The organism is Desulfomicrobium norvegicum, from assembly GCF_900114595.1.
Taxonomy (GTDB): domain Bacteria; phylum Desulfobacterota; class Desulfovibrionia; order Desulfovibrionales; family Desulfomicrobiaceae; genus Desulfomicrobium; species Desulfomicrobium macestii.
This window is the reverse complement of the sequence record NZ_FOTO01000001.1, coordinates 453,507-476,854: the sequence shown is the minus strand read 5'-3', so window position 1 is coordinate 476,854 and position 23,348 is coordinate 453,507. Positions and strand designations below refer to the sequence as shown.

The 23,348-nt window shown below is 61.9% G+C and carries 26 protein-coding genes; 7 read left to right on the top strand and 19 right to left on the bottom strand.

Annotation, left to right across the window (positions count from 1 at the left end):
• Positions 1-4 precede the first annotated feature (4 nt).
• The 19 genes from BMZ24_RS02140 to BMZ24_RS02050 all read right to left on the bottom strand — a co-directional run bounded on the left by BMZ24_RS02140 (position 5) and on the right by BMZ24_RS02050 (position 14,629).
• Positions 5-634, bottom strand: coding sequence for a type III secretion HpaP family protein (locus BMZ24_RS02140; RefSeq protein ID WP_092188786.1), 630 nt, complete (start codon positions 632-634; stop codon positions 5-7).
• Positions 635-657: 23 nt separating this feature from the next.
• Positions 658-1,146: a type III secretion protein gene (locus tag BMZ24_RS02135; RefSeq protein WP_092188784.1), complete on the bottom strand. Its 489-nt coding sequence runs from the start codon at positions 1,144-1,146 to the stop codon at positions 658-660.
• Positions 1,147-1,148: 2 nt separating this feature from the next.
• Complete coding sequence (sctN, locus tag BMZ24_RS02130; protein ID WP_092188783.1) at positions 1,149-2,465, bottom strand: type III secretion system ATPase SctN; 1,317 nt, start codon at positions 2,463-2,465, stop codon at positions 1,149-1,151.
• A 59-nt stretch (positions 2,466-2,524) separates the two neighbouring features.
• Positions 2,525-3,145, bottom strand: coding sequence for an HrpE/YscL family type III secretion apparatus protein (locus BMZ24_RS02125; RefSeq protein WP_092188781.1), 621 nt, complete (start codon positions 3,143-3,145; stop codon positions 2,525-2,527).
• Positions 3,124-3,831: a hypothetical protein gene (locus tag BMZ24_RS02120; protein WP_092188779.1), complete on the bottom strand. Its 708-nt coding sequence runs from the start codon at positions 3,829-3,831 to the stop codon at positions 3,124-3,126. Before BMZ24_RS02120 ends, BMZ24_RS02125 begins: the two co-directional genes overlap by 22 nt.
• Positions 3,832-3,915: 84 nt before the next feature.
• Positions 3,916-4,734: a type III secretion system inner membrane ring lipoprotein SctJ gene (gene sctJ, locus BMZ24_RS02115; RefSeq protein WP_092188777.1), complete on the bottom strand. Its 819-nt coding sequence runs from the start codon at positions 4,732-4,734 to the stop codon at positions 3,916-3,918.
• Between the two features lie 19 nt (positions 4,735-4,753).
• Entirely contained in the window at positions 4,754-5,368 is a 615-nt protein-coding gene (locus BMZ24_RS02110) for a hypothetical protein (protein ID WP_092188775.1), read from the bottom strand.
• Positions 5,369-5,377: 9 nt separating this feature from the next.
• Positions 5,378-5,746, bottom strand: coding sequence for a tetratricopeptide repeat protein (locus BMZ24_RS02105; RefSeq protein ID WP_092188773.1), 369 nt, complete (start codon positions 5,744-5,746; stop codon positions 5,378-5,380).
• Between the two features lie 10 nt (positions 5,747-5,756).
• A complete protein-coding gene (locus BMZ24_RS02100; protein WP_092188771.1) occupies positions 5,757-6,008 on the bottom strand; it encodes an EscF/YscF/HrpA family type III secretion system needle major subunit in 252 nt (83 codons plus the stop codon).
• 45 nt (positions 6,009-6,053) lie between these two features.
• A complete protein-coding gene (locus BMZ24_RS02095) occupies positions 6,054-6,266 on the bottom strand; it encodes a hypothetical protein (RefSeq protein ID WP_092188769.1) in 213 nt (70 codons plus the stop codon).
• Complete coding sequence (sctD, locus tag BMZ24_RS02090) at positions 6,259-7,725, bottom strand: type III secretion system inner membrane ring subunit SctD (protein ID WP_092188767.1); 1,467 nt, start codon at positions 7,723-7,725, stop codon at positions 6,259-6,261. The genes BMZ24_RS02095 and sctD overlap by 8 nt, the downstream gene beginning before the upstream one ends.
• Complete coding sequence (gene sctC, locus BMZ24_RS02085; protein ID WP_244150265.1) at positions 7,722-9,947, bottom strand: type III secretion system outer membrane ring subunit SctC; 2,226 nt, start codon at positions 9,945-9,947, stop codon at positions 7,722-7,724. Before sctC ends, sctD begins: the two co-directional genes overlap by 4 nt.
• A complete protein-coding gene (locus BMZ24_RS02080; RefSeq protein ID WP_092188765.1) occupies positions 9,947-10,420 on the bottom strand; it encodes a CesT family type III secretion system chaperone in 474 nt (157 codons plus the stop codon). The genes sctC and BMZ24_RS02080 overlap by 1 nt, the downstream gene beginning before the upstream one ends.
• A gap of 156 nt (positions 10,421-10,576) precedes the next feature.
• Positions 10,577-11,356: a type III secretion system translocon subunit SctB gene (gene sctB, locus BMZ24_RS02075; RefSeq protein ID WP_092188763.1), complete on the bottom strand. Its 780-nt coding sequence runs from the start codon at positions 11,354-11,356 to the stop codon at positions 10,577-10,579.
• A 66-nt stretch (positions 11,357-11,422) separates the two neighbouring features.
• On the bottom strand, positions 11,423-12,505 hold the full coding sequence (sctE, locus tag BMZ24_RS02070; RefSeq protein ID WP_092188761.1) for a type III secretion system translocon subunit SseC family protein: 1,083 nt from the start codon (positions 12,503-12,505) through the stop codon (positions 11,423-11,425).
• Between the two features lie 10 nt (positions 12,506-12,515).
• Positions 12,516-13,001 carry a SycD/LcrH family type III secretion system chaperone gene (locus BMZ24_RS02065; RefSeq protein WP_092188760.1) on the bottom strand — a complete coding sequence of 162 codons (486 nt, stop codon included), beginning with the start codon at positions 12,999-13,001 and terminating at the stop codon, positions 12,516-12,518.
• A gap of 97 nt (positions 13,002-13,098) precedes the next feature.
• Positions 13,099-13,614, bottom strand: coding sequence for a hypothetical protein (locus BMZ24_RS02060; RefSeq protein ID WP_092188758.1), 516 nt, complete (start codon positions 13,612-13,614; stop codon positions 13,099-13,101).
• A 104-nt stretch (positions 13,615-13,718) separates the two neighbouring features.
• The gene (locus BMZ24_RS02055; protein ID WP_092188756.1) at positions 13,719-14,276 is read right to left on the bottom strand and encodes a USH1C-binding protein 1; all 558 of its coding nucleotides are present in this window, start codon (positions 14,274-14,276) and stop codon (positions 13,719-13,721) included.
• A gap of 56 nt (positions 14,277-14,332) precedes the next feature.
• Positions 14,333-14,629 carry a hypothetical protein gene (locus tag BMZ24_RS02050; RefSeq protein WP_092188754.1) on the bottom strand — a complete coding sequence of 99 codons (297 nt, stop codon included), beginning with the start codon at positions 14,627-14,629 and terminating at the stop codon, positions 14,333-14,335.
• A 331-nt stretch (positions 14,630-14,960) separates the two neighbouring features.
• Between BMZ24_RS02050 and sctW the strand changes: the two genes are divergently transcribed.
• The 7 genes from sctW (at position 14,961) to sctV (ending at position 23,318) form a co-directional block, all read left to right on the top strand.
• Positions 14,961-16,097 (top strand): type III secretion system gatekeeper subunit SctW, encoded by a 1,137-nt coding sequence (gene sctW / locus BMZ24_RS02045; RefSeq protein ID WP_092188752.1) that lies wholly within the window; start codon positions 14,961-14,963, stop codon positions 16,095-16,097.
• A gap of 2 nt (positions 16,098-16,099) precedes the next feature.
• Positions 16,100-16,456 carry a type III secretion chaperone SycN gene (gene sycN, locus BMZ24_RS02040; protein WP_092189522.1) on the top strand — a complete coding sequence of 119 codons (357 nt, stop codon included), beginning with the start codon at positions 16,100-16,102 and terminating at the stop codon, positions 16,454-16,456.
• Between the two features lie 54 nt (positions 16,457-16,510).
• Positions 16,511-17,017 carry a type III secretion system chaperone gene (locus BMZ24_RS02035; protein ID WP_092188751.1) on the top strand — a complete coding sequence of 169 codons (507 nt, stop codon included), beginning with the start codon at positions 16,511-16,513 and terminating at the stop codon, positions 17,015-17,017.
• Positions 17,018-17,066: 49 nt separating this feature from the next.
• The gene (locus tag BMZ24_RS02030) at positions 17,067-20,342 is read left to right on the top strand and encodes a hypothetical protein (RefSeq protein ID WP_092188749.1); all 3,276 of its coding nucleotides are present in this window, start codon (positions 17,067-17,069) and stop codon (positions 20,340-20,342) included.
• A gap of 63 nt (positions 20,343-20,405) precedes the next feature.
• A complete protein-coding gene (gene sctX, locus BMZ24_RS02025) occupies positions 20,406-20,780 on the top strand; it encodes a type III secretion apparatus assembly protein SctX (RefSeq protein WP_092188747.1) in 375 nt (124 codons plus the stop codon).
• A 1-nt stretch (position 20,781) separates the two neighbouring features.
• Positions 20,782-21,222 (top strand): hypothetical protein, encoded by a 441-nt coding sequence (locus tag BMZ24_RS02020; RefSeq protein WP_092188745.1) that lies wholly within the window; start codon positions 20,782-20,784, stop codon positions 21,220-21,222.
• Positions 21,219-23,318: a type III secretion system export apparatus subunit SctV gene (gene sctV / locus BMZ24_RS02015; protein WP_092188743.1), complete on the top strand. Its 2,100-nt coding sequence runs from the start codon at positions 21,219-21,221 to the stop codon at positions 23,316-23,318. Before BMZ24_RS02020 ends, sctV begins: the two co-directional genes overlap by 4 nt.
• Positions 23,319-23,348: the final 30 nt, after the last annotated feature.

Sequence of the window (23,348 nt, the reverse complement as noted above, 5' to 3'; positions counted from 1 at the left end):
CCTGTCATCGGGGTTCATCGGTTTCGGGGACCCAGCCCCTTGAACGGCGATTGCTGTCGTTGTCTTCCGCACCGCTTTCGGAGGTGATGTCGATGCGCACCGGACTGTCCAGATTTTCCAGCCTGGCCTTGAGGTCGTTTTGCGCCGCGACAAGGGTCTGGAAGGACGAAGCGTTGTCCGTGATCAGAACGACCTGCAGGGTGCCGTCGGGGCCTTTGGTCATACGGATTTCCGTTCCGGGCAATACGTCGGGTCCGAGGCGTAGCCGCACTTCCTGTCCACCGTCCGCGGTCTGGCCGACCAGGATGCGTTCCACCAGCTTCTCGGCCAGTTCGCCGGGCGGCATGGGCGCTTCAGGCCGGGCGGCACCGGGCGTAATCGACGCCATGCGTCCGCTGAACAGGTCATTCAGGGGCAGGGACGGCATCTGGCCGGGGGCATCGTCATCCGGGGCGTTTTCAGATGCTTTCGAGGGAGTGTCACCGGATCGGGCTTCGCGATCCTTTCCTTTCGTCTCCATGGAATCTTGGAAACGCTGCACCGAGTCTTTGTCGGGTTGCTGCGGCCCGGGCTTTTCCTCTCCCGCGCCAGCCCTTTCGAGGCGTGTGGAGTCGACTTTCATGAAATCCGGCATATTCTTGTCCTTCCTGACCGGGATCAGGCGTCATCGCCCGTGCCGATGGGCAGGGGCCTGAATTCTTCGCTTTCCAGGTCTTCCTTCCGTTCGGCTTCCCGGCGGGTCATTTCATTCCATATGTTCTTGTGGGCCAGAATGCGGGCCGTGTCGCGACGGGCCTTGTTCAGGCCGCTCCTGGCGTCGGTCACTGCCTGGCGGGCCTTGACGAGGGCCTGCTCGGCCTTGGTCACGTCCTCCTCGCGCAGAAGTTCCGCATCGCGCAGGCGGCCGAGTCCGGCCTTGAAAGCCTCAAGGTCGTCGAGGCTCAAAAGTTGTCCCATTATGGCCTCGTAGCGCCTATCCTCTTCCTCTACGCGCCAGATGCGATAGCGCTCAAGCTCTTTTTCGCGTTCCCGCAGCGTGGCTTCGGCCTCTCGGACCATCCGCTCGGCCTGTCGCAGCAGGTTCTGAGCGGCTTCTTCCCTGTACTGCCGTACCGAGAGCAGAGGGGCCAGGGGGTAGCGAGCCATGGTCAGGCCACGACCTTGTGCATGGCCTGCAGGGTCTCCTCGAAAGTGCTTTTCTCGGACAGGCCCTGCTTGAGGAACGTATTTACCGCGTCGATTCGGCTCAAGGCGTCATCGGCATCCCGGTCCGAACCCTTCTTGTATTCGCCTATCTGCACGAGCAGCTCGACCTCCGCGAACTTGGCCAGGATCTTGCGCAGCTTCTGGGCGGACTCCTTGTGTTCGCTGGAAATGATGGCGTTCATGACGCGGCTGACGCTGGCCTGCACGTCGATGGCCGGGTAATGGTTTGATGCGGCCAGCTTTCTGGACAGGACAATATGCCCGTCAAGGATGGAGCGGGTCTCGTCGGCGATGGGTTCGGTCATGTCGTCGCCTTCAACCAGCACCGTGTACAGGGCCGTGATGGAGCCCTTGTCCGACGTGCCGGCACGTTCCATGAGTTTCGGCAGGGTCGAGAAGACCGATGGCGGGAAACCGCGCCTGGTGGGCGGTTCGCCTGCGGCCAGGCCGATTTCGCGCTGGGCGCGTCCGAAGCGGGTCACGGAATCCATCAAGAGCAGCACGCTGCGGCTTTTGTCGCGGAAATATTCGGCGATGGCCGTGGCCGTGTAGGCGGCCTTGAGGCGCTCCATGGACGATCTGTCCGAAGTGGAGACCACCAGCACCGCCTTCTTGCGGCCTTCGGGCCCGAGGTCGTGTTCGATGAACTCGCGCACCTCGCGGCCGCGTTCGCCAATGAGGGCCAGCACGCAGACATCGGCGGAGCAGCCCTTGATGATACTGGAGAGCAGGGTGCTCTTGCCGCCGCCCGCTGCGGCGAAGATGCCCATGCGCTGCCCTTCGCCACAGGTCAGCATCCCGTCCAGGACCCGTAGTCCCAGGGACATGGGGCGGTCGATGATGCGCCGCGACATCGGATTGGGCGGGTCGGCGTACACGGGGTAGCGGGTGCGAGGTTTCAGCGGCGGCCCACCGTCGATGGGATTGCCCAGGCCGTCAAGCACACGGCCCAGAAGGTCTTCGCCTACGGGAACCGAGTGGATTTCGCCGGTGGGAATGACCTCCGTGGCAGGGGAGATGCCCTGCAGATCTCCCAGGGGGGTCAGCAGGGCCACCTGTTTGACGAAGCCCACCACCTCGGCCTTGAGGGTCCAGCTGTCCCACGGATTGCGCAGGATGCACAGCTCGCCCACCTTGACCCCGGGCACCACGGCCCGGATGATGGTGCCGACGACCTGCTCCACGCGGCCTCGGACCTCCACGGAACTGGTGTTCTGGACCGTCTCCTCCAGGAGAGCGCCGATATATTCAAATGCCATTCCCGTTCTCCTTCCGTGCAGCCGAGGGCCGCGCGGATTATGCCGGCCCGCTGCGCGGATCAGGCGTTGATGCGGGCCTGCAGCGCATTCTCCAAGGCCCGCAACTGGGTTTCGAGGCTGGCGTCCACCACGCCCAGTTCGCTTTCGAGGAGGCAGGCTCCGCGTTCGAGGCGCGCGTCGGGCACGATGTCCAGGAAACTGGTTCGACCAGGGGCGGCCTGCAACATGGCCGCCAGGGCCTTCTCCACGGCTGCGGCGTCGGCCGGGGCAACGCGCACGGTGACGTGCTGCTGGTTGCGTACGCCCATCAGGGCCGTGCGCACGATGCGCACGATGCGGTCCGCGTCGTCGAGTTCTCCGATGATCTTGCGGAGGGCTTGGCCGACGACGTTGACCAGGGTCGATTCGATGCCTTCGATGAACTCCACCGAGGACATGATCGTTTCAAGCATTTTCTCGGAGTGTTCGAGCTTGCCCTCGGTCCGGCCGTCCTCGTAGCCCTGTTGGCGTTGCTGTTCGTAAACTTCTTCGGCCTCGCGCACGATGGCTTCCGCCCGCTCACGCGCGGCGTCGAGGATCTGCTGGGACGAATGGAGGGTCGCGGCGTCTGCGGCCTTGAGCACCCGCAGGCCGGCCGGGGGCAAGATCGTGTCCTTGGTTAGTCGAAACATGGAGCCCATTGCGGCGCGACCTCCTTGAGCAGAATTTTCTTGAATCCAAACCATACGGCTCGTCTGGCTTCGGCCGGGAGAGTCTCGTCCAGGTCCGTGTCCATGTTGTCCGGGGCGCCCACGGCGGAGAACGCCGGGGCCAGTTCGGCGAACCGGGTGGCGCAGATGTCCAGCAGTTCCCGGGGCCAGACGGAGCTGCACAGGGACAGGGCCTGGCGTCCGTGCCGACGGATGCGCGCGGCCAGGCCGCCGTGGCTGTCGCCGAAGAGGCCAGCCAGTGATCCTGCCTGGAATCTGCCGCGTTGCAGGGCATAGGCAAAGAGTTCCGGGCCTATTTCCCCTCGCGCGGTCAGGACGTCCTCGCGTGCGATGAGATGGGACAGTTCGTCGGCATGCAGGGCCACGCCGAACTGGAGCACGGCCCGGTCCAGGAGTTCCGGCGGCAGAAGGGCCAGCCGACGCGATTCCTCCGCGAAGTCCCAGAAGTGGCTCGGTCCGTCGGAATTGACGTAGTCGACGAGGCGGCGTCGAGCGCGACCGTTGGCCCACAGGGTCTCTGCGTCCAAGCCCTGGATCCGGAGCAGGCCGACCGGCGTCTTGGTCGACCGCAGTTCATCCTGCCCGTTGAATGCGAGCATGGATTGAAAGAGCTGCGGCTTGTGCCGGATGATGTGGACAAAAAAGTCTTTGTGCATGCGTTGCCTTGTCGTCACGGGTCACTTGCGAAGGAGTCCGCCGAGCTGGTGTCGGGAACGCTGATCCGTTTGGATCGCGCCGGTTCACTCGGGCAGGGCGGCCTTTGGATCCTTCCGGCGCTGATTGCGACGGTACAGCTCGTACCCCGCCAAGAGGATGCCCCCGCTGACGCACAGGGCCGCGACCAGAAGGGCCAGGGCCTGGACAAACGGCGGACCGTCGGCGGGTCTGTACGGTATGCCCAGGAAGCGTTCCTGTGCGACCATGGGGACACTCACGGATTCGCGCGCCGGAACCAGCATGATCGAGACGCGTTCGGGGTCGAGATTCGGAACGGCCTTGGCCGTGACCTCGCGCACCCGGGCCACGAGGTTGGTCACGGGGGAATCCGGCAGGTGACGCATGAATACGGCCGCCGACGGCAGGTTCTGGTGCTCGCCGGCCTGGGCGACTCCGGCCGGGACCACGTGCACTCTGGCAGTGAGCACGCCGTCGATGCGCGAGAAGGTGTCCGCGAGTTCCTGGGAGATGGCGTAGGCCAGGCGCACCTGTTCCTCGGCCGGAGAGGAGATCATGCCTTGCCCGGAGAAGATCTGTCCCATGTCCGTGAAGCTGCCGCGCGGCAGGTTGTTTTCCTGGAGGATCTCCAGGGCCTGGACGAGCTCTTTCTCATCGACGGTGATGGAGAAGCCTTTCTTGCCTTCGGCCACCTTTTTGGCCTGGATGTCCCGCTTGAGCAGAACGGTCAGCATGGAGTTGGCTTGTTCCTCGCTCAGTTCCCGGTAGACTTCGACCTGGCATCCCGCCAGGACGAGACAGAGCAATAGCACGAGAATGGCCGGGATGAGCCGACCGGGAAGGGGGAAGCGGCCCCGGGGAGTTGAAACGTTGGGTGTGGGCACCGTGCAATCCTTGTGTTTGTTATCCCTTTTGTCTGAGGAGGCTTTCGAACCCCTGGGCCATTTTTTGCGAGGCTTTCATGCCGCTTTCGGCGTGTACCTTGAGCATCCCGGCGAGATACTGCATGCGGAACAGGTCCTCGGCACGCAGTTGGCCCGACTCGATGCGACCCAGGATATTCTCAAGTTCGCGCAGCCCGTCCGAGGCCTCGACCCTGGACGAAGCATCCGGCTGGGGGGCTGCATCCGTAGCCGCAGCCTCTCGTGGAGCGAACCCATTCGTTTCCGCCGTGCGCAAGCCCTCGGACTGGTCGGCGATTTTCTCCGGGGCCTCCGGAGCGTCCATGGCCTGGGGACCGTTTGGCACGGCCTCCGTTTGGAACTGGGTCTGCTCTGTCGGCTGCACGTCGATCTGGGCCTGCTCGTTTAATCCCGTAGCGTCGTCGGTCCCGGATGATCCTGGGGAAACGGGCTCGGGGCCGCGCTCCATGGCTTCCTCGAAGGCGCGTACAAGTTCAGGGTCCGGTTGCCCACTGGGGCCGAAGTCCGAGCGCAGCTCCGCGCCGCTGGAGACTCCGGTTTTTTCCAGGGCGGCGAGCAGCCGACTGGCCAGGTTGGCAACGGACCCCAGTTCCATGGGTGTCTGCTACTGACGAGCGCGTTCGAGCAGGGTCGTCGCGAGTTCGGCTCTGGGACCGCCTTCGCGGGACAGGGGTTCCAGTATGTCCTCGGCGTCATTGCACCGTCCGGCCAGGGTGAGGCAAAGGCCGAGCATGGCGCGGGCTTCCTGGTCGGCCGGGTCGGCAGCCAGAACTTTCTCCCGCAGGAGTTCCTCGCCCTCGGCGAACTCGTTGAGGACGATGTGGCTCAAGGCCAGGCCGATGTTGGCCGGAGCCATGTCCGGGTCCAGGGTCAGCAGGCCTTCGTAGATGGCCCGCGCCTCGACTACGAGGCCCTTGGAGCAGCCTGCGTTGGCGATGTCGAGGAGGCGTTGTCTGTGTTCCGTGGAAAGCATGGGTTTCTCCCTAGCCCGCGCGCTGGGCGAGGCTTTTGAGCATGTCGTTCATGCTCTTGGTGACGGTGGAGAGGGATTCGAGCATGGCGTTGTACTGGCCAAGTTCGAAATTGAGCATGGCCATCTGCTCGGGGCTGGCAGACTCACTGTTCTGCAGCTCCTTCATTTTCTGCTCGATGTTCGCGCCGCGCTTGCTCACGGCTTCCATGCTCTTGTCGAAGAGATTGCCCAGGTTCAGTCCGGGGGTTCCTGAAATAGCCATATGTACCTTCCTTGCCCGCCGGTGCGGCAGGCTGCGTTTTTCAGATCAGGACGAGAGCTTGTTCAGGATGCTCTCCGCGGCCTGGATCATGGCGCGCGACGTCCGGGCCGTGGTCATTTCATCCGGTGCCAGACCCCGGTCCATGTTTCTACGGATGTCCATGTCCATGTTCAGAAGGTCTTCCCGGATGGGCTTTAGGCCCGCACCCGATGGATCGTTCTCAAGTATGTCCAGGACCGAGACAAAAGCTTCATTCATTGGTGCCTCGCAGTCTGTAAATGGTTACAACCCCGTCTTTGCGGAGCCTTAGTTCCTTGTCATCGATGCTTTCCAGGGTGTGCCCCGTGGGCAGCAATCCGCCTTCGAAAACCCGTTCACCCGTGTGTACGGAGATAAAGCGCATGGGTGAGAGGGTCACGCCCGTCACCTGAAGCCCCTCGATGCTCGCTTCGGAAGGTTCTGCCGCCATGGGGCTCGGGGCAGCCATGGGCATGGCCGATGTCGTGTTCGCTGGATTTGCAGCCCTGGTCAGCGTGACCTGCGTCGCGGCAACGATTCTGAAAGGCACCGGAACGCCGAGGGCTTGTTGCGTCTCGGACATGACCGACTCAAGCAGGCTGCGTTGGGCTTCGGAAAAAGTCCCTGAGAAGATGACCATCCCAGGGCGGTAGTCGGCCGAGACGAAGTCCATGCCCGTGCGGGCCAGCAGGGGGCGCAGGGCTCCGTCCACTGCGTCGGCATGGATGATTTCCCGCACCAGCAGGGGACGCATGTTGGCCGGAAAATCCTCCAGCGCGGCGGCGAAGGCGGCTTCCTCCACCTGACTGCTGCGCATGTAGCCGCGCACCTGGTAGCCGTTGCTTTCCTCGGTCTTCAAGATCTCCGGGAACAGTCCTTGGCTGTTGAAGGCGAAGGCGATGGCCCCGATCCGGTCCGCACGCACGTGGACATCGAGTTGAACAGGTGATTGCAGACTTTGGGCCAGCCTGAGCAAACGGGCCCGTTCGTGGTCGTCCGCCACTTCCCCGCGTACCTCCAGGATCTCTCCGTCGCGTTGGACCGAGAGGCTTGTGAACCCGCTTTCTTTCAGAATTTCAGTGAGTTCTTGCTGGCTGACGCCGGTCGGCCGGGTTGAGAATTCGTAGGATACGGCCAGGGAGCCAAGGCAGAGCAGGACCACAAGGGCGCGTATGATCTTGCCTGCGGTCCGGCTTCGGGGTCGGGGCGGCGTCGCTTCGGAGTCAACGGAGTCGGCGTTTGCCAATTCTGTTGGCGCATGATCCGTTCCGGCTTCGACGACCGGTGTGTCGGTTGCCAAAGGGGGCGTTGCCTGTCGGTCGTTGCTGTCTGCGGGTTTCGCGAGGTGGGCGATGAGTTCCTGCCATGCTTCAGCCGTGTCTTCGGCCGGCAGCCAGGCCAGCATGGTCGAGCCCAGCAGGCACGGTGAACCGGGGCTCCAGGGAGTGCCGTCGGCAGCGGCCGGGCTCTGGTCGATCAGTACGGCGTCGTCAACGGGCCGGATGTCCGCCTGCGGTGGGTCGTCCTGTGCTGGGATGATCCGCACCAGGGCGTGTCGCGGCGACACCAATCCCTCACTCAGGATGATGTCGCAGGAATCGTCACTGCCAACCAGGTGTTCCCCGGGCGGCAGGATGATTTCCGCGCCTAGGTGGGGACCGGAAAAAATCCGCAGGCGGACGGATCCGGCCGGGGTCATGGCTGGGAGCCTCCCGCCGGCCGGGCTTCGGGTCTGAACGGCACCGCGAGCGCCTCGTCAGCCGGAGCGACGTGCGCACAACCGCTACGCTTGGGCGGTGCCGGGCGTTCTGAATAGTCCGCCTGGGTCGGGCTCTGGCGCATGGCCGGATCATCCACCCGTGGGGGGATGGCGGGCATGTCCTGCAGATTGATGACCCTCGGGGTTATGAGGATGAGCCGTTCCATGCGTTTGCTGCTTTTCGACGTGGTCTTGAACAGATTTCCTACGCCCGGGATGTCCTTGAGGATGGGGATGCCGCTTTCGGCGCTGCCCTTCTGCTCGTAGTAGTAGCCGCCGATGAGCAGGCTCTGTCCGGCCCCGACGATGGCCTGGGTGTTGATTTTGGTCTGCTTGATGGGGGGGATGGTCGTGGTAGACGTGGCTTCGCTGTTGTTGTTCTGATCGTCCTGGACGTTCACGGCCAGCTTGATGGTGCGCCGTCCGTCCTGCTCCGTGATGATATGCGGGGTGACGCGCAGCACCGTGCCCGCCTCGACCTTGAACAGGTCCGACGCTTCGTTGCCCTGAATGGGGATGTAGTAGGTGGTGGTGTTCTCCAGGGTGGCCTGCACGTTGTCCACGGTGAGGACGGACGGGCGGCCGAGCATGCGTGCCTCGCCCTCTTCTTCCAGGGCCTGGATGCGGGCCAGGAAGTAGTCGGAGCCCATGGTGTAGATGGTGGACAGGGTCAGCCCCGCGCCGGACGGAGAGCCGGGTACGGGCAGGGCGGAAAATGCGCCGTCGCTTGACGACAGCTCGCCGCCGAATCCCCAGCCTTTGCTGGAACCGTCCGCGGCCTGGTAGGTGATGCCAAGGTCGCGCTTGAAGTCCGTATCGATGTCCACGATGGCCGCGTGGATCTCGACGAGTTCCACGGGTTTGTCCAGGTCTTCGATGACCTTGGCGTAGTAGGGCATGCGGTATTCGGCGTCATGGACCAGAACGGCGTTGACCCTGGGGTCGGCCATGATGTTGGCGCCTGGGCCGGTCGCCTCGGGCTGCGCGGCCTGCTCCGGCTGTTCTGACTCCCGGCCCTGGGCGGCCAGCCCTGTGCCCGAGAGTGTGTCCAGCGTTGCTTTTTGCTGGGTCACACGCGTGGCCGAGACGGGCGTTCCGTTCAGCATGGCCCGCAAGATGCTCGCGATGCCGGGTATGGTCACGGTCTTGTCCATGCTGTTCACGGTGATGTCTTCGGCCCAGGCGTACTTGAGCGGGAAGACGCGCATTACAACGGTCCCGGTCTGGGCCTCTTCGAAGGCCGTCACGGCGCTCATGACCTGGTTGATGTATTCCGGGGGACCGGAAACGACGATCATGTTCCCGTCCGGTGCCAGGACAGGGTGAAGCTGCGGTGAGAATACGGCCGATTGCTGGAGCATGGAATAGAGTTTTTCGGCCGTCAGCGCCCTGGGGGTGATGAAGGCGCGGGTCATCTCCGCGTCATTGAAGAAATGGAGGGTGCTGCCGATGCGATACCAGGACACGCCAAAGGCGGCGCGCATGCCCTGCAAAAATTTGTCCGCGGGCACGTCGGAGAAACGGCCGCTGATCTTGCCGGTCACCCCGGCGGACAGGGAAGCCCCAAGTCCTTGCGCGCGGGCGAAGTGCATGAGCACCGTGGCGAGTTCCTGCTGGTCCGCGTAGTAACTGAAGGGTTTGGAGAAACCGCTCCCGGACGCCACGGGGACCGGGGCGACCGAGAGTCCGGCGAGCGTCGGCGCGGTCGTCGGCTGCTTTTTCACTGCCGGGGCCGTGTACATGTCCACGACCACCCGGTCGGGGCCTGTCAGGGTGAAGATGCGGTGGCGGCCCATGGCCATGAGGTCAATGGAGACCTCCACCCCTGAGTCCGGGGTGGAGGTGGCCTGGATTGACGAGACGATGCCGTCGCCGACGGCGCGCTCGGGCTTGACGTCTTTGGCCATGCCGATACCGCGCAGGGTGATCCGAAGCCGCCGTGTTCCGGCTTTTTCTTCCAGGGCCTGCGTGAAGTCCGCCGGTGCGCTGACATCCAGAACCACTCGCGTGTGTCCGGGTTCGGAACGGTGGCGGATGCCGTTGAGCATGGGCGAGCCGAGGGCGGCCGGGACCGGGGCCGCCGTCAGGACGGCCAGGGCGAGGACCAGGAGGACTGCCGCGCGGCGCAGGAAGCGTGAAGGCGGATGAATGACCATGCCCATCAACGTCCCGGAGACCAGGAGCCGCCGAATCCGGACAGGCTGAAGGGAGACGGCGCGGCGGCCTGTCCGGGTTTTGCTCCGGTCTGGCCCTGCCACCACGCGAGGTCGTTCAGGAAAGCCCGGGCCTCGTCGGAGGCTACTCGGGCCAGCATGTCCTGCGGAAGCCCGTCGAGCCTGACGGCGCGATGCAGTTGCAGGCGCCCGGTGTCGATGGAGAGAATGGATTTTCGCTTCCGGGAGGCGGCCACCGCGCGCTGCGCGCAGGTCTTCAGTAGCGCATCGGCCTCGGCTTCCGTGTCCGGCAGGGTGGCCAGGGTGGAGCGGAAGATGCCGGTGCGCCCGTCGGGCGAGAAAAAATCCATCTCGAGGTCTCCTTCCAGGCGGAAGCGGAACACGCCGTCGTCGTTCGGCCGGGCCGGTTGCCAGCCTGCAGCCGAGGTGATGGCGTCGGCGGCCTGTTGGGGCAAGGTCATGTGAACTCCTTGTAGAACGTGAAACTCTTGGGCCAAGGCCCTTATTTTGTCAAACAAGTTTGCCCGTGCACCGTGTTTCTAAAATCGGCCCGGAATTGTCGGGCACCGCGTCCTCCCCGGCGCGCCGGGATGGGTCCCGGTCGCGCCAGCGGGCGTCTACCCGAGGATTTTGGTCCTGGTCTGGTTGGTGTTCTGCTGGATGGAGTCCATGGTCGAGAGCATCTTTCCGATCAGTTCCCTGAGGCTGTCCTCCATACTCTTGAGGGCGTCGGTCTGGGCCCTGGCCCGTTCGATGGTGGCGTCCATGAGCTTGATGTCGGAGTCGTAAAAGCTGCCAACTGCCTGGCTGATGCTGCCCACCATGCCGGTCACGCCACCTGCACCGGCGTTGAAACTCTGCACCCGCGTATTGAGCAGCATGTCAGCGTGCCCTTTGGCCGCTGTATCCGTAATTTTGGCATTCGCGGAAACACCGCTGGACATCATTTTGAAGGCCATGGCTCCCTGTGCGATGCTCAGCGCTCCCGAAACGATGCCCATGCAGAGCTGGAAGACGGCCTTGCTGCGCATCTCCTGAGCCTGATCCTTGATCGTGTCGATGATGAGCTCCGTCTGCAAGGCTCGCTGCTCGGCGCTTTTGCGGCGTTGTTCGGAGGCCACGTCGCCGATCAAGGCCAGGTAGTTGGCGCTAAAAGACGGCAGCCCGTCCAGCCCGTTGTCCCACAGCTTGCCGGTGCCAATGGGGGGAGGCAGGGTTGGCAGGGACGTGCTGACCGTGCTCAGGGCCTGTTCAAAGGTTTTTCCGGAATTGACCGCAGCCAGCAGGGCCTGGTCGATTTGGGTGCTGGAAACATATTCCGACTTGGCCGTTTCCAGGAGCTGGTTGTATTGTGCGGCATCGAATCCGCTGATCTGATTGACATTCGTGATTGTCATGTTTCTACCTCGTGGCCTGTTTGAAACGGGTTGGCGTGGGGGCTCCGGCAGGCCGGGCCCGTCCGGCTAGGCCATGGCCGGAGTGGTCGTCAAAATTGCGGCCTGCGTCTCGGCGCATCCCTTTATGATTTCCGTGACCTTGGCCATGAGATCGTTGGCGCGCTCCATCTCGTTTTCCACCAACGCCCTGTCCATTTCAATGGACTCTCTGAGTCGTTCGAGAATGGCTTCCAGTTCCTTGGTGGTGATCTTGGTCTGGGCCACGTTGTAATCAACGACCGCACTGGCGACGGTCGTTGCGCCTTGGGCCACGCCCAGGCCAGCCGAGGTGAAGTTCAGGATTTTCTGAGCGGCCAGGATAACGCTGAGGGCCTTCTGGGTGGCCTGGGTACTGACCTGGGCGGTCTGGGCGCCGACCTTGGCGACCTCGGCACCGACCTTGACGGCATCGGTACCGACCTTGGCGGCGCTGGAGGACGTGCCGGCCAGGCCCGCTCCGAGACTCACACCGATGGCCACCACCATGATGGCCATCTGCATGCCGAAGGCGAACCACTTGGCGGCCTCGTCGTCCATGCCCATGGCCTTGCCGAGCTTCTCGAACCCGGCCATCAAGCTGACCTTGCCATCCGTGGCCGTAGACACGAGAGTGTCGACGGTCATGGCCATGCCAATGCAACCGGCCGCGATCAGCAGTGGGTTGCCGGTCAAGGCTCCGGCGACGATGGTCGCCGCGGAGGCAATGGCGCCGACGATCATGCCGATGATCTTGAAGGCTTTCAGAAAGCCGTTCAGCACAGCCTTCTTCTTCATTTCCTCAAGCTGTTTGGCGAGTTGTTCCAGCTGCTTGTCGTTGACTTCTTTTTGCTGCTGGGCCTTGAGTTCCAGGCTGTTGACGCCGTCCTTGCACGCCTGTCTGCGGGCTTCGTTGCCGATGGCGTTCATCAGTGAGTCCAGCGACATGCTGCCCACCGGGATGGACAGCACCGGGAGGCCGAGCTGCTCCAGCGCATTGTTCAGGGTCATGTCGCCGATAGCCGGAGGAAGGGTCGTTCCTCCGACCTGCCGGGTTCCGGTCAACTCCTGCAAGGCGGAGGACGCATCAATATTTCCAGTCTGAAAACGGTTGATGGTGAGGTCGCTGCTCATGGCTGCACCCTTACGCCTTGTTTTCCAGCATCTTGAGAAGCTCTTTGGCCTTGTCTCTGCATTGGGCATGGGCCGCATTCGACTCTTCGCCCATTGTGAGCAGCCCTTTCAAGGCTCCCACGGCATTCTCCTTGTCACCCATCTTGATGTAGCAGTTGGCCGCATAGAGGAAGGGAGAAGGGTCTGAAAGCCCGCTGGCCACCCCGGCCATGGAGTATGCGTCCACGGCTTCCTGCAGGTTTCCGTTGGCCTGACGGCAGCCCGCCAGGCCCATCCAGAAGCGGACCTCCGAATGTTTGTACAGGCACAGGGACTGAAAGATGATCTCCGCGTCGCTGAAGTTGCCCGAGGTGTAGAGGTTGTAGCCTAGGGAATAGAGCCCTTCGAGGACTTCCGCGCTCATGTTGGCCACGTCGCTGATGCTGGCGCCATTCTGCATCGCCTTGACGATGGCCTGGATTTCTTGGTCGTCGAGGGAAGACTGTGTGGTATTCATGGATGTCTCTTTGGCCCGGGTGGCAGCCGGCGTGAGCGCGGATCTGCGGACGGGTGGTGTTTTTTGGTTGGAATGCTTCAGTCTTGCGGGTTTCGTCCTACTGTCCGCGGGCGATGTTGGTCAGCACCTGGTTGGCGTTACTGATGGCCGTGTTCGCGCCTTGCAGGAAGGAATTGTGCTGTCCGATGAAGTCCTGCAGGTAGACCATGAGAGTCTGGGTCTTGCTGCCGATCTGTTCCTGGTAGTTGGTCAGGGATTTGAGGTTGTAGTCCCATTCATCCTTGTTGTGCTTGGTGTCGTTACCTTTCGTGTCATAGGACAGGCCGCGGTCGTCGAAGAATTTTTTCATATCGGCAGGCATGGTCGTGGCCTTATCGTCCGTCTTGGCTGTGTTCTGCAGGGCCCGGGCCTTTTCGATCATACTCGCGCAGGCCTTCTGCTCAGCCTGGATGTCCTGAATCTGTGCCATGTAGTCGTTGGCCTGATTCTTACATATCTGCGACTGGGCCATCTGCAGCTTGGCGAACATCATCTGGATGCCGCCGGCCGGGCCGAGGTCGATATCGGACATGATCTGGGAAAGACTCTGGGATCCGGAAATTGGTGTTGTCATGGTTATGTCCTCTGCGATTGTGTGCTTGGTGCGTTTGTGTGTGCAGGATCGCGAATATCCGATTGCGGTATGTTTATTCCGTGCTCGAGACTATCCCGGCGATCCTATTGCCCGCGGGCGATGTTAGTCAGCACCTGGTTGGCGTTGCTGATGGCCGTGTTCGCGCCCTGCAGGAAGGAATTGTGCTGTCCGATGAAGTCCTGCAGGTAGACCATGAGGGTCTGGGTCTTGCTGCCGATCTGTTCCTGGTAGTTGGTCAAGGATTTAAGGGTGTAGTCCCATTCGTCCTTGCCCAGGATGTAGTCCTTGTCCGAGTTCGGGTAACTGAGCTTGCGTTCGTCCATGAAGTCCACGAGCTTTTGGGGCATGGGGTAGCAGTCCTTCCCCGCAGTGGTCGTGCCACTGATGCTTTTGATGCCGACGCCCTCTCCGTTCTTGCCCTTGTTCTGAAGGTCCCGGGCAGTGGCGATCAAGTCGGCACAGGCCTTCTGCTCGGCCTGGATGTCCTGGATCTGCTTCATGTAGTCGTTGGCTTGATTCTTACATATCTGAGACTGGGCCATCTGCAGCTTGGCGAACATCATCTGGATGCCGCCGGCCGGGCCGAGGTCGATATCCGCCATTATCTGGGATAGGCTTTGAGGACCTGTGACTTGTGACATGTGAGTACCCTTGCTGATATTTGGGTGCGATAAGTGCGATCGATATCACACTGTCATCAGAGTCGGACAACCCCGCGTCGTCCGGTTCCGGGAGCCTTTGCGCCAGTGACCGGCGCGGGAGCGCTCTGTGCGGAGCGGGCGGCGCCTTCACGCTTGGCCTTGTCCTGGGCTTCGGACATCATTTTTTGTAATTCCGGCGGCAGGTCCGCATCCAGTGCCGTCAGCAGATCGTCTTCCGAGATGCCGAGTCCTTTGAGTTGCGCATCGAACTGCGTGTTGAGCCTGGAAAGTTCTTCCTTCAATATCTGGATTTGCTGCTCTTGTGCATGGAGATCTTTGTCTGAAAAAGCCATGTCGTCCTCCTGTTTTTGTTCGTCGAATAGCAGATGGCGTGCCAAAGTCATGTTTAAGCCGTGAGAGCTGGTCTATAGTAAAGTTAAGGCGTTTTTTTCGTAACCGCCTTGGTCGTCTGCGCTGTAAAATATTTTCCAAAGCGAGTGCTATGTTGGCGGCAACTTTGTAGGCGTTTTTTGCTTATTCAAAGTACTCCAGTTTCTCGATGGAAGCAAGCATTCATCTGTGTTCTTGCGGCATTACGACTCCTGTGATACATTATTAAGCTATTGGCGCGAATATTGGTAGGAGCGCGGAGAGACCCGTTTTCCATCGCAGAAGGAGAGGATCATGAGCGTTGATTTTTCCATCAACACCCAGTTTGCGCGGCAGGGCCAGGACGCCGGAGTCGCTTCCGCCGGATCGGCCATGACCGGGACGTTCATGGGTCGTCAGGCCGCAGCCGTGGCTTCGCCCATGTCCCTGCTGGCCGACGCTGCCGAGGAGATGACTTTCGCCGCGGACACGACGGACGAGTTCGAGCTGGCCGACCGCAAGGAGCGCAAAAAGACCTCCGAATCCCTGATCGAGCGGGTGCAGATGTATCAGGAGATGATGCACGAGGCCGGCAAGACGCAGGACATGGACGAACTGACCCGCCGGTTGCGCCAGGGCGGAGGCAAGGATCAGGCCTTGCGTGAGGCCCGCGAGCACTTCCCTGACCCGTCGGATGCCTGGGCGGCCCTGGCCGGGTCCCTGGATACGCTGGAGAAGGAAGGAGCGGACGCGTCGGTGTGCGACGGCATTCGGGCCGCCATGGACGAGTTGCGGGCGCAGGAGGGGCCGGCCATCCACGCCGGCATACAGGGCGCTTTGGCCGCCAGGGAATTTGATGGCCTTGGCTCCTCGGACGACCTGCGGGGCATGTATCGCCAGACCGTGCTTGATTTCGGGACCGTCAACGACGTTCTGGCCCATGTTCTCGAACGCCACGGCGACGTCGGTTTTGATAAGGCCATGGATTTTTTGTTCCGCGCCTTGGGCAACGATCTGGCCGCGGACATCCCCAGCATGGACAAGACACATCTGGAAAGCGTGCACACAAATCTGGGCCAGGTGCGGCTGCTGCAGAGCGCCCATACGCTGTGCGACAAGATGCTTGAGCGCTGGGAGAACGTGCATGGCGTGCAGGGGGTGCGTGACGGGTCCCTGCGGCCCATGGACCTTTTGGGTGAGATTGTTGGGCTGCGCAACGAACGCTTCCTCGGGGCCATGCACATCGACCGGATCACCGCTCGGGCGCAGGCCCCGGACATCGAACGCGAGGTTCTTTTTCTTCAGGAAATGCTCAACATGACACGAAGTTTCCCGTCGCAGCTCTTCGACGGCGACCAGGAGCGCATGAAAGTGCTCGATGCCGTACAGGAGCGCGTCGATAACGCCATTGCCCGCGAGGACGAATTTCTCGCGGCCCAGGAAGAGGGTTGACCATGCTTGATCGTGAAATCGCCGAATTCGGTCGCCGAATGGGCATGCCGGACTTCGCCCTCGTCGGCGGCGATGTCGCCGCCCTGGATGTCGAGAGTCTCGGTCGCGTGTATTTTGAAAGGGGCGATGGGGAGCTTCTCGTTTACCTCGCGTTCCCGATCCCGGCACATGACGCAAAAGCCCCGCAACGGTTGCTGGAGCTGTGTGGATATCGCCATGCCCATCCCATGCCTCTTTGCGGAGGAGTGCATGCGGGCAATGCCGTGCTCCTGACCCGGATGGACGAGCGCACCGTTACGGCCGCCATGCTTGAGAACGCCATTGCGTTTCTTGGAAAGATGCAGGAGCGCATCGCATAATTTCTCTGATTTTTCATTTTCATACCATAAATTTCGATGCCATGAGGAGACGCCATGGAAACGCAGGTCTTTATCAATGCGCTGAGTCAGGCCTTGGGACAGCAGGTGGAAAAGGACGGGGAGGGGGCTTATGCCTTTCTGCTCGACGGCGTGCCGGTGCTGCTGCATTACAGGCCGTGGGATTCATCCTTTTTGCTGCACATGGAGATCGGCTATCCGACGGGTCTGGGCGGACGGATTCACGCCCGCTTGCTCGGGGCGAATTTTCTGCTCTCCGAAACCCATGGCGCGGCCATCAGCCTGGATGAACGTACGGGTCTGGCTTTTCTGGAGCTGGCCTTGGGGCTGAACGGTTTGGACGGGGCCGGCTTCGTGGGCAGGGTCGAGAGTTTTGTCGCCCTGGCCGATGAGTGGACCAGACGGTTGCAGGAATGGAACGATGAAATCGAATCCCAGGCAGGGAGCCGGGTCGAGACCTTTCTGCGCGAGTTGGAAAGTGGAGCTCCGGACGATCAGACCGACGAGGCCAAAGCAGCGGTAATGCCCATGATCCGGGTGTGAGTCGGCGGTTGCATTATTTCAAACTGATTCACGACCATTCGGAGGGTTCATGGCACTGAGCATTGATAATTTTTTCCGTCAGACCGAAGTCGGGGCAACGCAGAGCGATCAGAAAGTTTATGTGCGCCAGGACGAAAAACTGGCCAAGACGTCGGCTTTTTCCATTTTCCAGGGGCACGCCAGGGCCAGGGAGAACGATAAGACGGCCAAGGCCTTTCTGGGCGCCATTCGCCGCGACCCGGTTTACAGTAAATATATAGATATCGCCAAGGAAGTGCTCGATGCCAACCGGCAGGAAGGCAAACCCCTGCGCACCCGCCACATCGCCATGGTCAGGGAGCAGGTGGACCGCCAACTGTCCCTCGATTTGGGCCAGGCCATCGCTTTCGGCCAGCAGTTGGCCAAAGAAGGCGTGATTCCCGATGGATTCGGGACTTCTTTTGGCCAGTTCTGCATGACTCATGCCCTGGGCGGCCAGGCTGTGAATGGCGAAGCCCTGCCCGGTGAACTGCTGCGGGACTTTCTCCAGACCGAAGTGGTGGGGCAGCATGTGGCCAAGCTCTGCCGGGATAGGGGCATGGGCGATGTCGCGGTGCCGGTGGCCGCGATCTTAAGCGGAGCGGGACTTGTATCCGAGGGGATGAACCGCGCCTTCGAAGACCCAGACATGGACGCGCGGGCCTTGCGTTTCACGGATGTCATGGGCGTGCTTGAAGGCACGCTATCCAAGGCCCTCAATGTGTTGCAGGATCTGCAGAATGGCAAGGGGCTTCTGGAAGAATTCAGGGGCCGTGAGGACATGCCGCAGCGGTTGCAGACCATGATTCAGGCCGTGGACAGCCATGCCATAAGTCGGGATGAACTGGGAACCTTTTATATCTCCTTGGACATGGAACATCAGGATGTCCGCACCCCGGCCGGACAGAGCGAGGCTGTGCGTTCCTTCCAGGTCAACACCCTCGGGGCGTCGGTTTGCGAGAAACTTTTGGCCGAGCAGGGTTTGCCGACCAATCTTGGATCTCCGCTGGCGCATCATCCGGACGTGCAGTCCGAGGCGCGCAAAGCCCTGGACATTTTGGTCCCTGCGCCGACGATTCCTTCCGAAGAGCAGGCCAAAACCGCGCTGGAAGGGGCGTTGCGGGCATTCATGGGCAAGAACTTGCCTGCTGTCAGGGAGTTTGTGGCCATGTCCGCCAACCCTCCGGCTGAGCTCAAACCCAAGGCTTTGTCACCCGAGACCCTGCCCAGATTCATCAATGTCCTGCTGGAAGAGGGTGGCATGCTTGATCCTCTTCTGGGAGGAGACATGCCGCCGGACTTTTTGCAGCGCGTGGAGCGGCACAGTCATGTGGTCCAGTCGTGCAGCCATGGCGTGAGCGGTGATTTCGGGACCGACGATTTTATAAATGTACAGAGAGGCGCCATCCAGCTGCTGCTGGCCCAGCGCGGCGTGGAAGGGGAGGAATACAAGGAACTGCTGCAAAACACTGTCGATAAATTCGGTCCGCTTGCTTCGGAGCTGGCCACGGTCAGCATGGCCTGCGATGAAGGAAAATTGACAGGCCGGACCAGTGATATGCAGAAAGCCGCGATGGTGTCATACCTCACCCTGGAGACGCATTTGCGCGCGATACTGGTTCTCGTCCCCAAGGACGCCTTGGACGACGTGCCCGGCGCGGACTTCAATCAACAGGTAGGCAATCTTGTGGACAAGACCTTCCAGCGCGAATTGTCTCTGGATGAATTGTCCGCTCCGGTGCGGGCTTTTGTATTGAATGCGATCTTCGACAGCATAGACGGCCTGCCCGAACCGCAGGGCAGAGCAGTGGTCAGCGGCGCCTTCACTCCCGAACAGAAGGCCGTCATGAAGGACATGGTCATATCCACGGGATTGCGAGACATGGAGATGATCACGCGGCTGGCAGGAATGGCGCGGGATGGTGCTTCGAGCATTGGGAACATGTGCCGGGATCAGAACACGGTCGTCAACATTTCAGAGGCTGTTCTCAACATGACCGGGCAGCTTGAACCACTGATTCGCGAGATGAAGAATGATCCCGCGGCCAAGCTGGAAGGCGTTCTGGGTGGCGCGCTGATGATGGCCATTGGTTTTTCCGGGCAAGACCAGGCTGGGTTGCGCGCCATGTTCGACAGTCTGGACGGGGAGCTTGGGCAACAGGTGGCCGGAGCCGTCATGCATGTCGCTGAAACGGACATCAAGAATCAGCCGCGTATGCTCGCCGCCATCCGGGTGATGGAGGAATTGCGCCTGCAGAGCGGAGCCCGACTTGGCATCACTGTGGAACGCGATCCTTTGCATTTCACCCGAAACGTGTCCGAGAGACACCAGATTCCGGGCCTGCTCATGGATAAGATCAGCAGTTTTGCTCCGCGGTCGTTTTCGGACCTGGACATCAGGCTCGGCCAGGTGATTCCTCCACTTGGTTCGGCTCAACTGCAGGTACTGCACTCCATCGCCGGTCGGCTTGAGACGTCGGTGCCACCGCATCAGCGTGCCCTGATTCCGGGGCTGCTGCAGGGCAATGCCCGATCCCTGCTCGCCGCCCAGGAGTCCAATGGGGAGCAGCCTTTATCCCCGTCCCAGATCTGGCGGGCCGTGACCGGACATGCGGTGCCGAAGAAGCTCACGGAGAACGCTTTGGGCGGACGTTTGCTGGGTCATGTGGTCTCGACGTACGATCAGGCCCTGCGGATCGCCTGCCCGGACATGTTCGCGGGACAGCGGGACGTCACGGTTTTTACCGCCTTCTTCCAGGGACTGTCGTTTCCCAAGCTCATGGAGCTGACGCTTCCTGGCGCGCGCTTGACGCAGGATGACGTGGCCGTGGATCTGGGCATGTCCAGTCTGCGGGATTACACTCCGGACAATGCCTATGGCCTGACCACGGACTTCAGGCGTCGCGGTCGGAACACGGTCATGCGCTTCGAGGCCTCGGATGGGCGGGTGCTTCAGACCTCCCCCTTTGGCATCCCGGACGCCGAAAACGTGCCCAGTCATCCTCACTTCCAGGAGATAGTGGACCACGCCCAGAGCATGAGCGCATCGCCGGCCCAGAAGGCCAGGATGCTGCAGGCTTTCAGCCAGGCCGCGCTGGTCATGTCCCGGTTGCTGAGCACGACTTTTCCGGGCATCGAGTTCAGCGAGCACGGCAATTTCTCGGTGACAGCCACGCAGCGCGAAGATACCACCGTCGTGATCAATATCGATTCCGATCCTGGATTGCCGTTGCGCTTTCATCAGCAATACATCATTGAACCCAACGGCGATCACCGCTGTTCGGAATTTGTGATGGAGCGCAGGTAGAGACGACAGGGGATGATCCTTCGTCTTTGTGGCGGTTAATGATTTTTGCAAATCGGAGTTTTCATGGTTTCTTCCATCACCAATCTGCTCGATCCGTCCCTGGGGATTCAGGATATCCTGGACCCGGGACTTTCCGCCGACGGACAACTGCCCCAGGCCAGGCCGCTGGCTGCCAACGTGCTGCGCGAGGCCGGCCTGGAAGAGCTGTATTCGCCCCTCAACGCCGCCAGGCTCGTGGAGCAGGCGCTGTGTCCGGACGTGGGCGACGGGGAGTTGCTGCGGCCCGAGGTTTTCGCCGCCAACCTGCGCGAAAGCTTCGAGGCCCTGAAGGACAGCCAGAATCCTGAAGTGCGGGATTTCCTGAACACGGATCTGCGCCTGTTGCTGGAGAACCGGGACCTTCTGCAGGCCTACACCGGTCTGATGATCGGAGGCTAGCGTGAATCTGCAGCGACAGCATCGCGAGACCCTGCTCATTCTTGGATACATGTATTTGCGCATGGGCGAACTGGAGCGGGCAGGCCGCCTTTTCGCCGCCCTCATCGCCGCGTCCGGGGAACGGACCGGGAGCTCCGGCACGCCGGCCCTGGATTTTCTTGACCGCTTGGCCCACGCCAGCATGGCGATGGTGGATCTGGAGCGCGACGACCCGGGAGCGGCCCTGGACAACCTGCACAAGGCCATGGACGGCCGCGTCCTTTCCTCCCGCGAGGCCGCCCTGCACCTGCTGCGTGCCCGGGCCCTGTGGCGGCAGGATCGGCGCGAGGAGGCCAGGCAAGCGGTGGACGCCTTCATCGGACTGGGCGGACGCCTTGACGGCGGCCAGTCCGACGGGGAGGCAAAGTCGGCCCTATCAGCTAAAAGCGGGACCAGAGCATGAACGCATTCGCCATAGCCCGCTCGGCCGTGGGCATGATCACAAGGCACAACGACCTGTCCATCGTCGCTCTGCTGGTCATCGTGGTGGGGCTCATGATTCTGCCCCTGCCCACGCCCCTGGTGGACGCCTTCATCGGCCTGAACATGGCCTTGTCTTTCATCATGCTCATGATGTCGATGTACGTGCGCACGGCCTTGGACTTTTCAGTCTTTCCGACCATGCTGCTTTTCACCACCCTGTTTCGGGTGGGACTCAACATCACCACCACTCGCCTCATCCTCCTTCAGGCCGACGCGGGCGAGATCATCTTCACCTTCGGCGACTTCGCCCTGGGCGGAAATTTCGTGGTCGGCGCCGTGGTCTTTCTCATTTTGACCATCGTGCAGTTCCTGGTCATTGCCAAGGGCGCCGAGCGAGTGGCCGAGGTCGGGGCCCGCTTCACCCTGGACGCCATGCCGGGCAAGCAGATGTCCATTGATGCGGACATGCGCGCCGGGGTCATCGATATGACCGAGGCCCAGTCCCGTCGCCAGCGCGTGAGCCAGGAAAGCCAGATGTACGGCGCCATGGACGGAGCCATGAAGTTCGTCAAGGGCGACAGCATCGCAGGCATGATCATCGCCGTGGTCAACATCGTCGGCGGGACCATCATCGGCATTTCCCAAAATGGAATGACGGCTGGCGAGGCGTTGCACGTTTATGGCATCCTGACCATCGGCGACGGCCTGGTCTCCCAGATTCCGTCCCTGCTGGTGTCCATCTCGGCCGGCGTCCTCATCACCCGCACCGGCGACTCCGAGGTCAACGTCGGCACTCAGATCGGCGAGCAGCTCTTCAACCAGCCCAAGGCCCTGCTTATGGCCGGAGGCCTGGTATTTCTTTTTGGCCTTATTCCCGGGTTTCCCAAGCCACAGCTTTTCGCCCTGGCCGCGTCTCTGGGGGGGCTTGGCTACGTGCTGCGCCGCATCAGCCTGCTGCCTCAGACCCATGACGCCCGCGCCGAGCTGACCAGGTCGCTCAAGCCTTCGGCTACGCCCAGAAAGTCGGGCAAGCCCTTGCCGGGCGGACAGCGCGACGAGTTCGCGCCGACAGTGCCCATCATCCTCGACATCTCCGAGGACATGGGGGACAGCCTCGACTACGACTCCCTCAACGAGGAGCTGGCGACCCTGCGCCGGGCCCTGTATTTTGACCTGGGCGTGCCCTTTCCGGGCATCAACATTCGCCCCAACCCCGGCCTGGAGGATCTGAGCTATTCCCTGCACGTCAACGAGATCCCCATGTCGCGGGGGAAGCTGGAACGGGGCATGGTTCTGGTCCGGGATACGCGCGAGAATCTGCGGATGCTTGGCGTGGACGTGAAGGAGGGCGAGCGCTTCCTGCCCGACGTGGATCCTCTTTGGGTGCCCGCGGCCCAGAGTCCGAGCCTGGCCCGCGTGGGCATCTCCTGCATGAGCCATCCACGTATTCTGGCCTACCACCTGTCCCTGATCCTGTCGCGCCACGCTTCCTCCTTCCTGGGCCTGCAGGAGACCAAGTATCTCCTGGACCGCATGGAGGAACGCGCCCCGGATCTGGTGCGCGAGGCCACTCGCCTCATGCCGACCCAGCGTATCGCCGAGATATTCCAGCGCCTGGTGCAGGAACAGGTCTCCATCCGCGACCTGCGCGGCATCCTGGAGGCACTGGTGGAATGGAGCCCCAAGGAGAAGGACGCGGTCATGCTCGCGGAGTACGTGCGCACGGCCCTCAAACGCCAGATCAGTTATATGTACTCCAAAGGGCAGAACATGCTGCCGGCCATTCTCATGGAGCCCGCAGTGGAGGAGACCATCCGCAAAGCCATCCGGCAGACATCGGCAGGCGCGTTCCTGGCCCTGGACCCGGAGACCACCCAGCGCTTCATGAAGGCCGTGGGCGAGGCCGCCGGCAGGTACAAGACCAGTACCCAGAAGCCCGTTCTGGTGGTCTCCATGGACATCCGCCGGTATGTGCGTCGGCTCATCGAGGGGGAACACTACGGCCTGGCCGTGGTGTCGTACCAGGAGATCACGCCGGAGATTTCGGTCCAGCCCGTGAACAGGATACGCCTGTAGGGCAAGGCCACGGGGCCGTCGTCAACTTCC

Bases quoted from the DNA above. Each gene is read 5' to 3' on its own strand.
- BMZ24_RS02110 (WP_092188775.1), bottom strand. From the start codon at position 5,368: ATGGAACTGGGGTCCGTTGCCAACCTGGCCAGTCGGCTGCTCGCCGCC.
- sctV (WP_092188743.1), top strand. From the start codon at position 21,219: ATGAACGCATTCGCCATAGCCCGCTCGGCCGTGGGCATGATCACAAGG.
- BMZ24_RS02065 (WP_092188760.1), bottom strand. From the start codon at position 13,001: ATGAATACCACACAGTCTTCCCTCGACGACCAAGAAATCCAGGCCATC.
- BMZ24_RS02135 (WP_092188784.1), bottom strand. From the start codon at position 1,146: ATGGCTCGCTACCCCCTGGCCCCTCTGCTCTCGGTACGGCAGTACAGG.
- sctD (WP_092188767.1), bottom strand. From the start codon at position 7,725: ATGACCCCGGCCGGATCCGTCCGCCTGCGGATTTTTTCCGGTCCCCAC.
- BMZ24_RS02030 (WP_092188749.1), top strand. From the start codon at position 17,067: ATGGCACTGAGCATTGATAATTTTTTCCGTCAGACCGAAGTCGGGGCA.
- BMZ24_RS02095 (WP_092188769.1), bottom strand. From the start codon at position 6,266: ATGAATGAAGCTTTTGTCTCGGTCCTGGACATACTTGAGAACGATCCA.
- BMZ24_RS02050 (WP_092188754.1), bottom strand. From the start codon at position 14,629: ATGGCTTTTTCAGACAAAGATCTCCATGCACAAGAGCAGCAAATCCAG.
- sctC (WP_244150265.1), bottom strand. From the start codon at position 9,947: ATGGGCATGGTCATTCATCCGCCTTCACGCTTCCTGCGCCGCGCGGCA.
- BMZ24_RS02120 (WP_092188779.1), bottom strand. From the start codon at position 3,831: ATGCACAAAGACTTTTTTGTCCACATCATCCGGCACAAGCCGCAGCTC.
- BMZ24_RS02035 (WP_092188751.1), top strand. From the start codon at position 16,511: ATGGAAACGCAGGTCTTTATCAATGCGCTGAGTCAGGCCTTGGGACAG.
- BMZ24_RS02105 (WP_092188773.1), bottom strand. From the start codon at position 5,746: ATGCTTTCCACGGAACACAGACAACGCCTCCTCGACATCGCCAACGCA.
- sctW (WP_092188752.1), top strand. From the start codon at position 14,961: ATGAGCGTTGATTTTTCCATCAACACCCAGTTTGCGCGGCAGGGCCAG.
- BMZ24_RS02140 (WP_092188786.1), bottom strand. From the start codon at position 634: ATGCCGGATTTCATGAAAGTCGACTCCACACGCCTCGAAAGGGCTGGC.
- BMZ24_RS02060 (WP_092188758.1), bottom strand. From the start codon at position 13,614: ATGACAACACCAATTTCCGGATCCCAGAGTCTTTCCCAGATCATGTCC.
- BMZ24_RS02125 (WP_092188781.1), bottom strand. From the start codon at position 3,145: ATGGGCTCCATGTTTCGACTAACCAAGGACACGATCTTGCCCCCGGCC.
- BMZ24_RS02100 (WP_092188771.1), bottom strand. From the start codon at position 6,008: ATGGCTATTTCAGGAACCCCCGGACTGAACCTGGGCAATCTCTTCGAC.
- sctN (WP_092188783.1), bottom strand. From the start codon at position 2,465: ATGGCATTTGAATATATCGGCGCTCTCCTGGAGGAGACGGTCCAGAAC.
- BMZ24_RS02055 (WP_092188756.1), bottom strand. From the start codon at position 14,276: ATGTCACAAGTCACAGGTCCTCAAAGCCTATCCCAGATAATGGCGGAT.
- sctX (WP_092188747.1), top strand. From the start codon at position 20,406: ATGGTTTCTTCCATCACCAATCTGCTCGATCCGTCCCTGGGGATTCAG.
- sctE (WP_092188761.1), bottom strand. From the start codon at position 12,505: ATGAGCAGCGACCTCACCATCAACCGTTTTCAGACTGGAAATATTGAT.
- sycN (WP_092189522.1), top strand. From the start codon at position 16,100: ATGCTTGATCGTGAAATCGCCGAATTCGGTCGCCGAATGGGCATGCCG.
- BMZ24_RS02080 (WP_092188765.1), bottom strand. From the start codon at position 10,420: ATGACCTTGCCCCAACAGGCCGCCGACGCCATCACCTCGGCTGCAGGC.
- sctB (WP_092188763.1), bottom strand. From the start codon at position 11,356: ATGACAATCACGAATGTCAATCAGATCAGCGGATTCGATGCCGCACAA.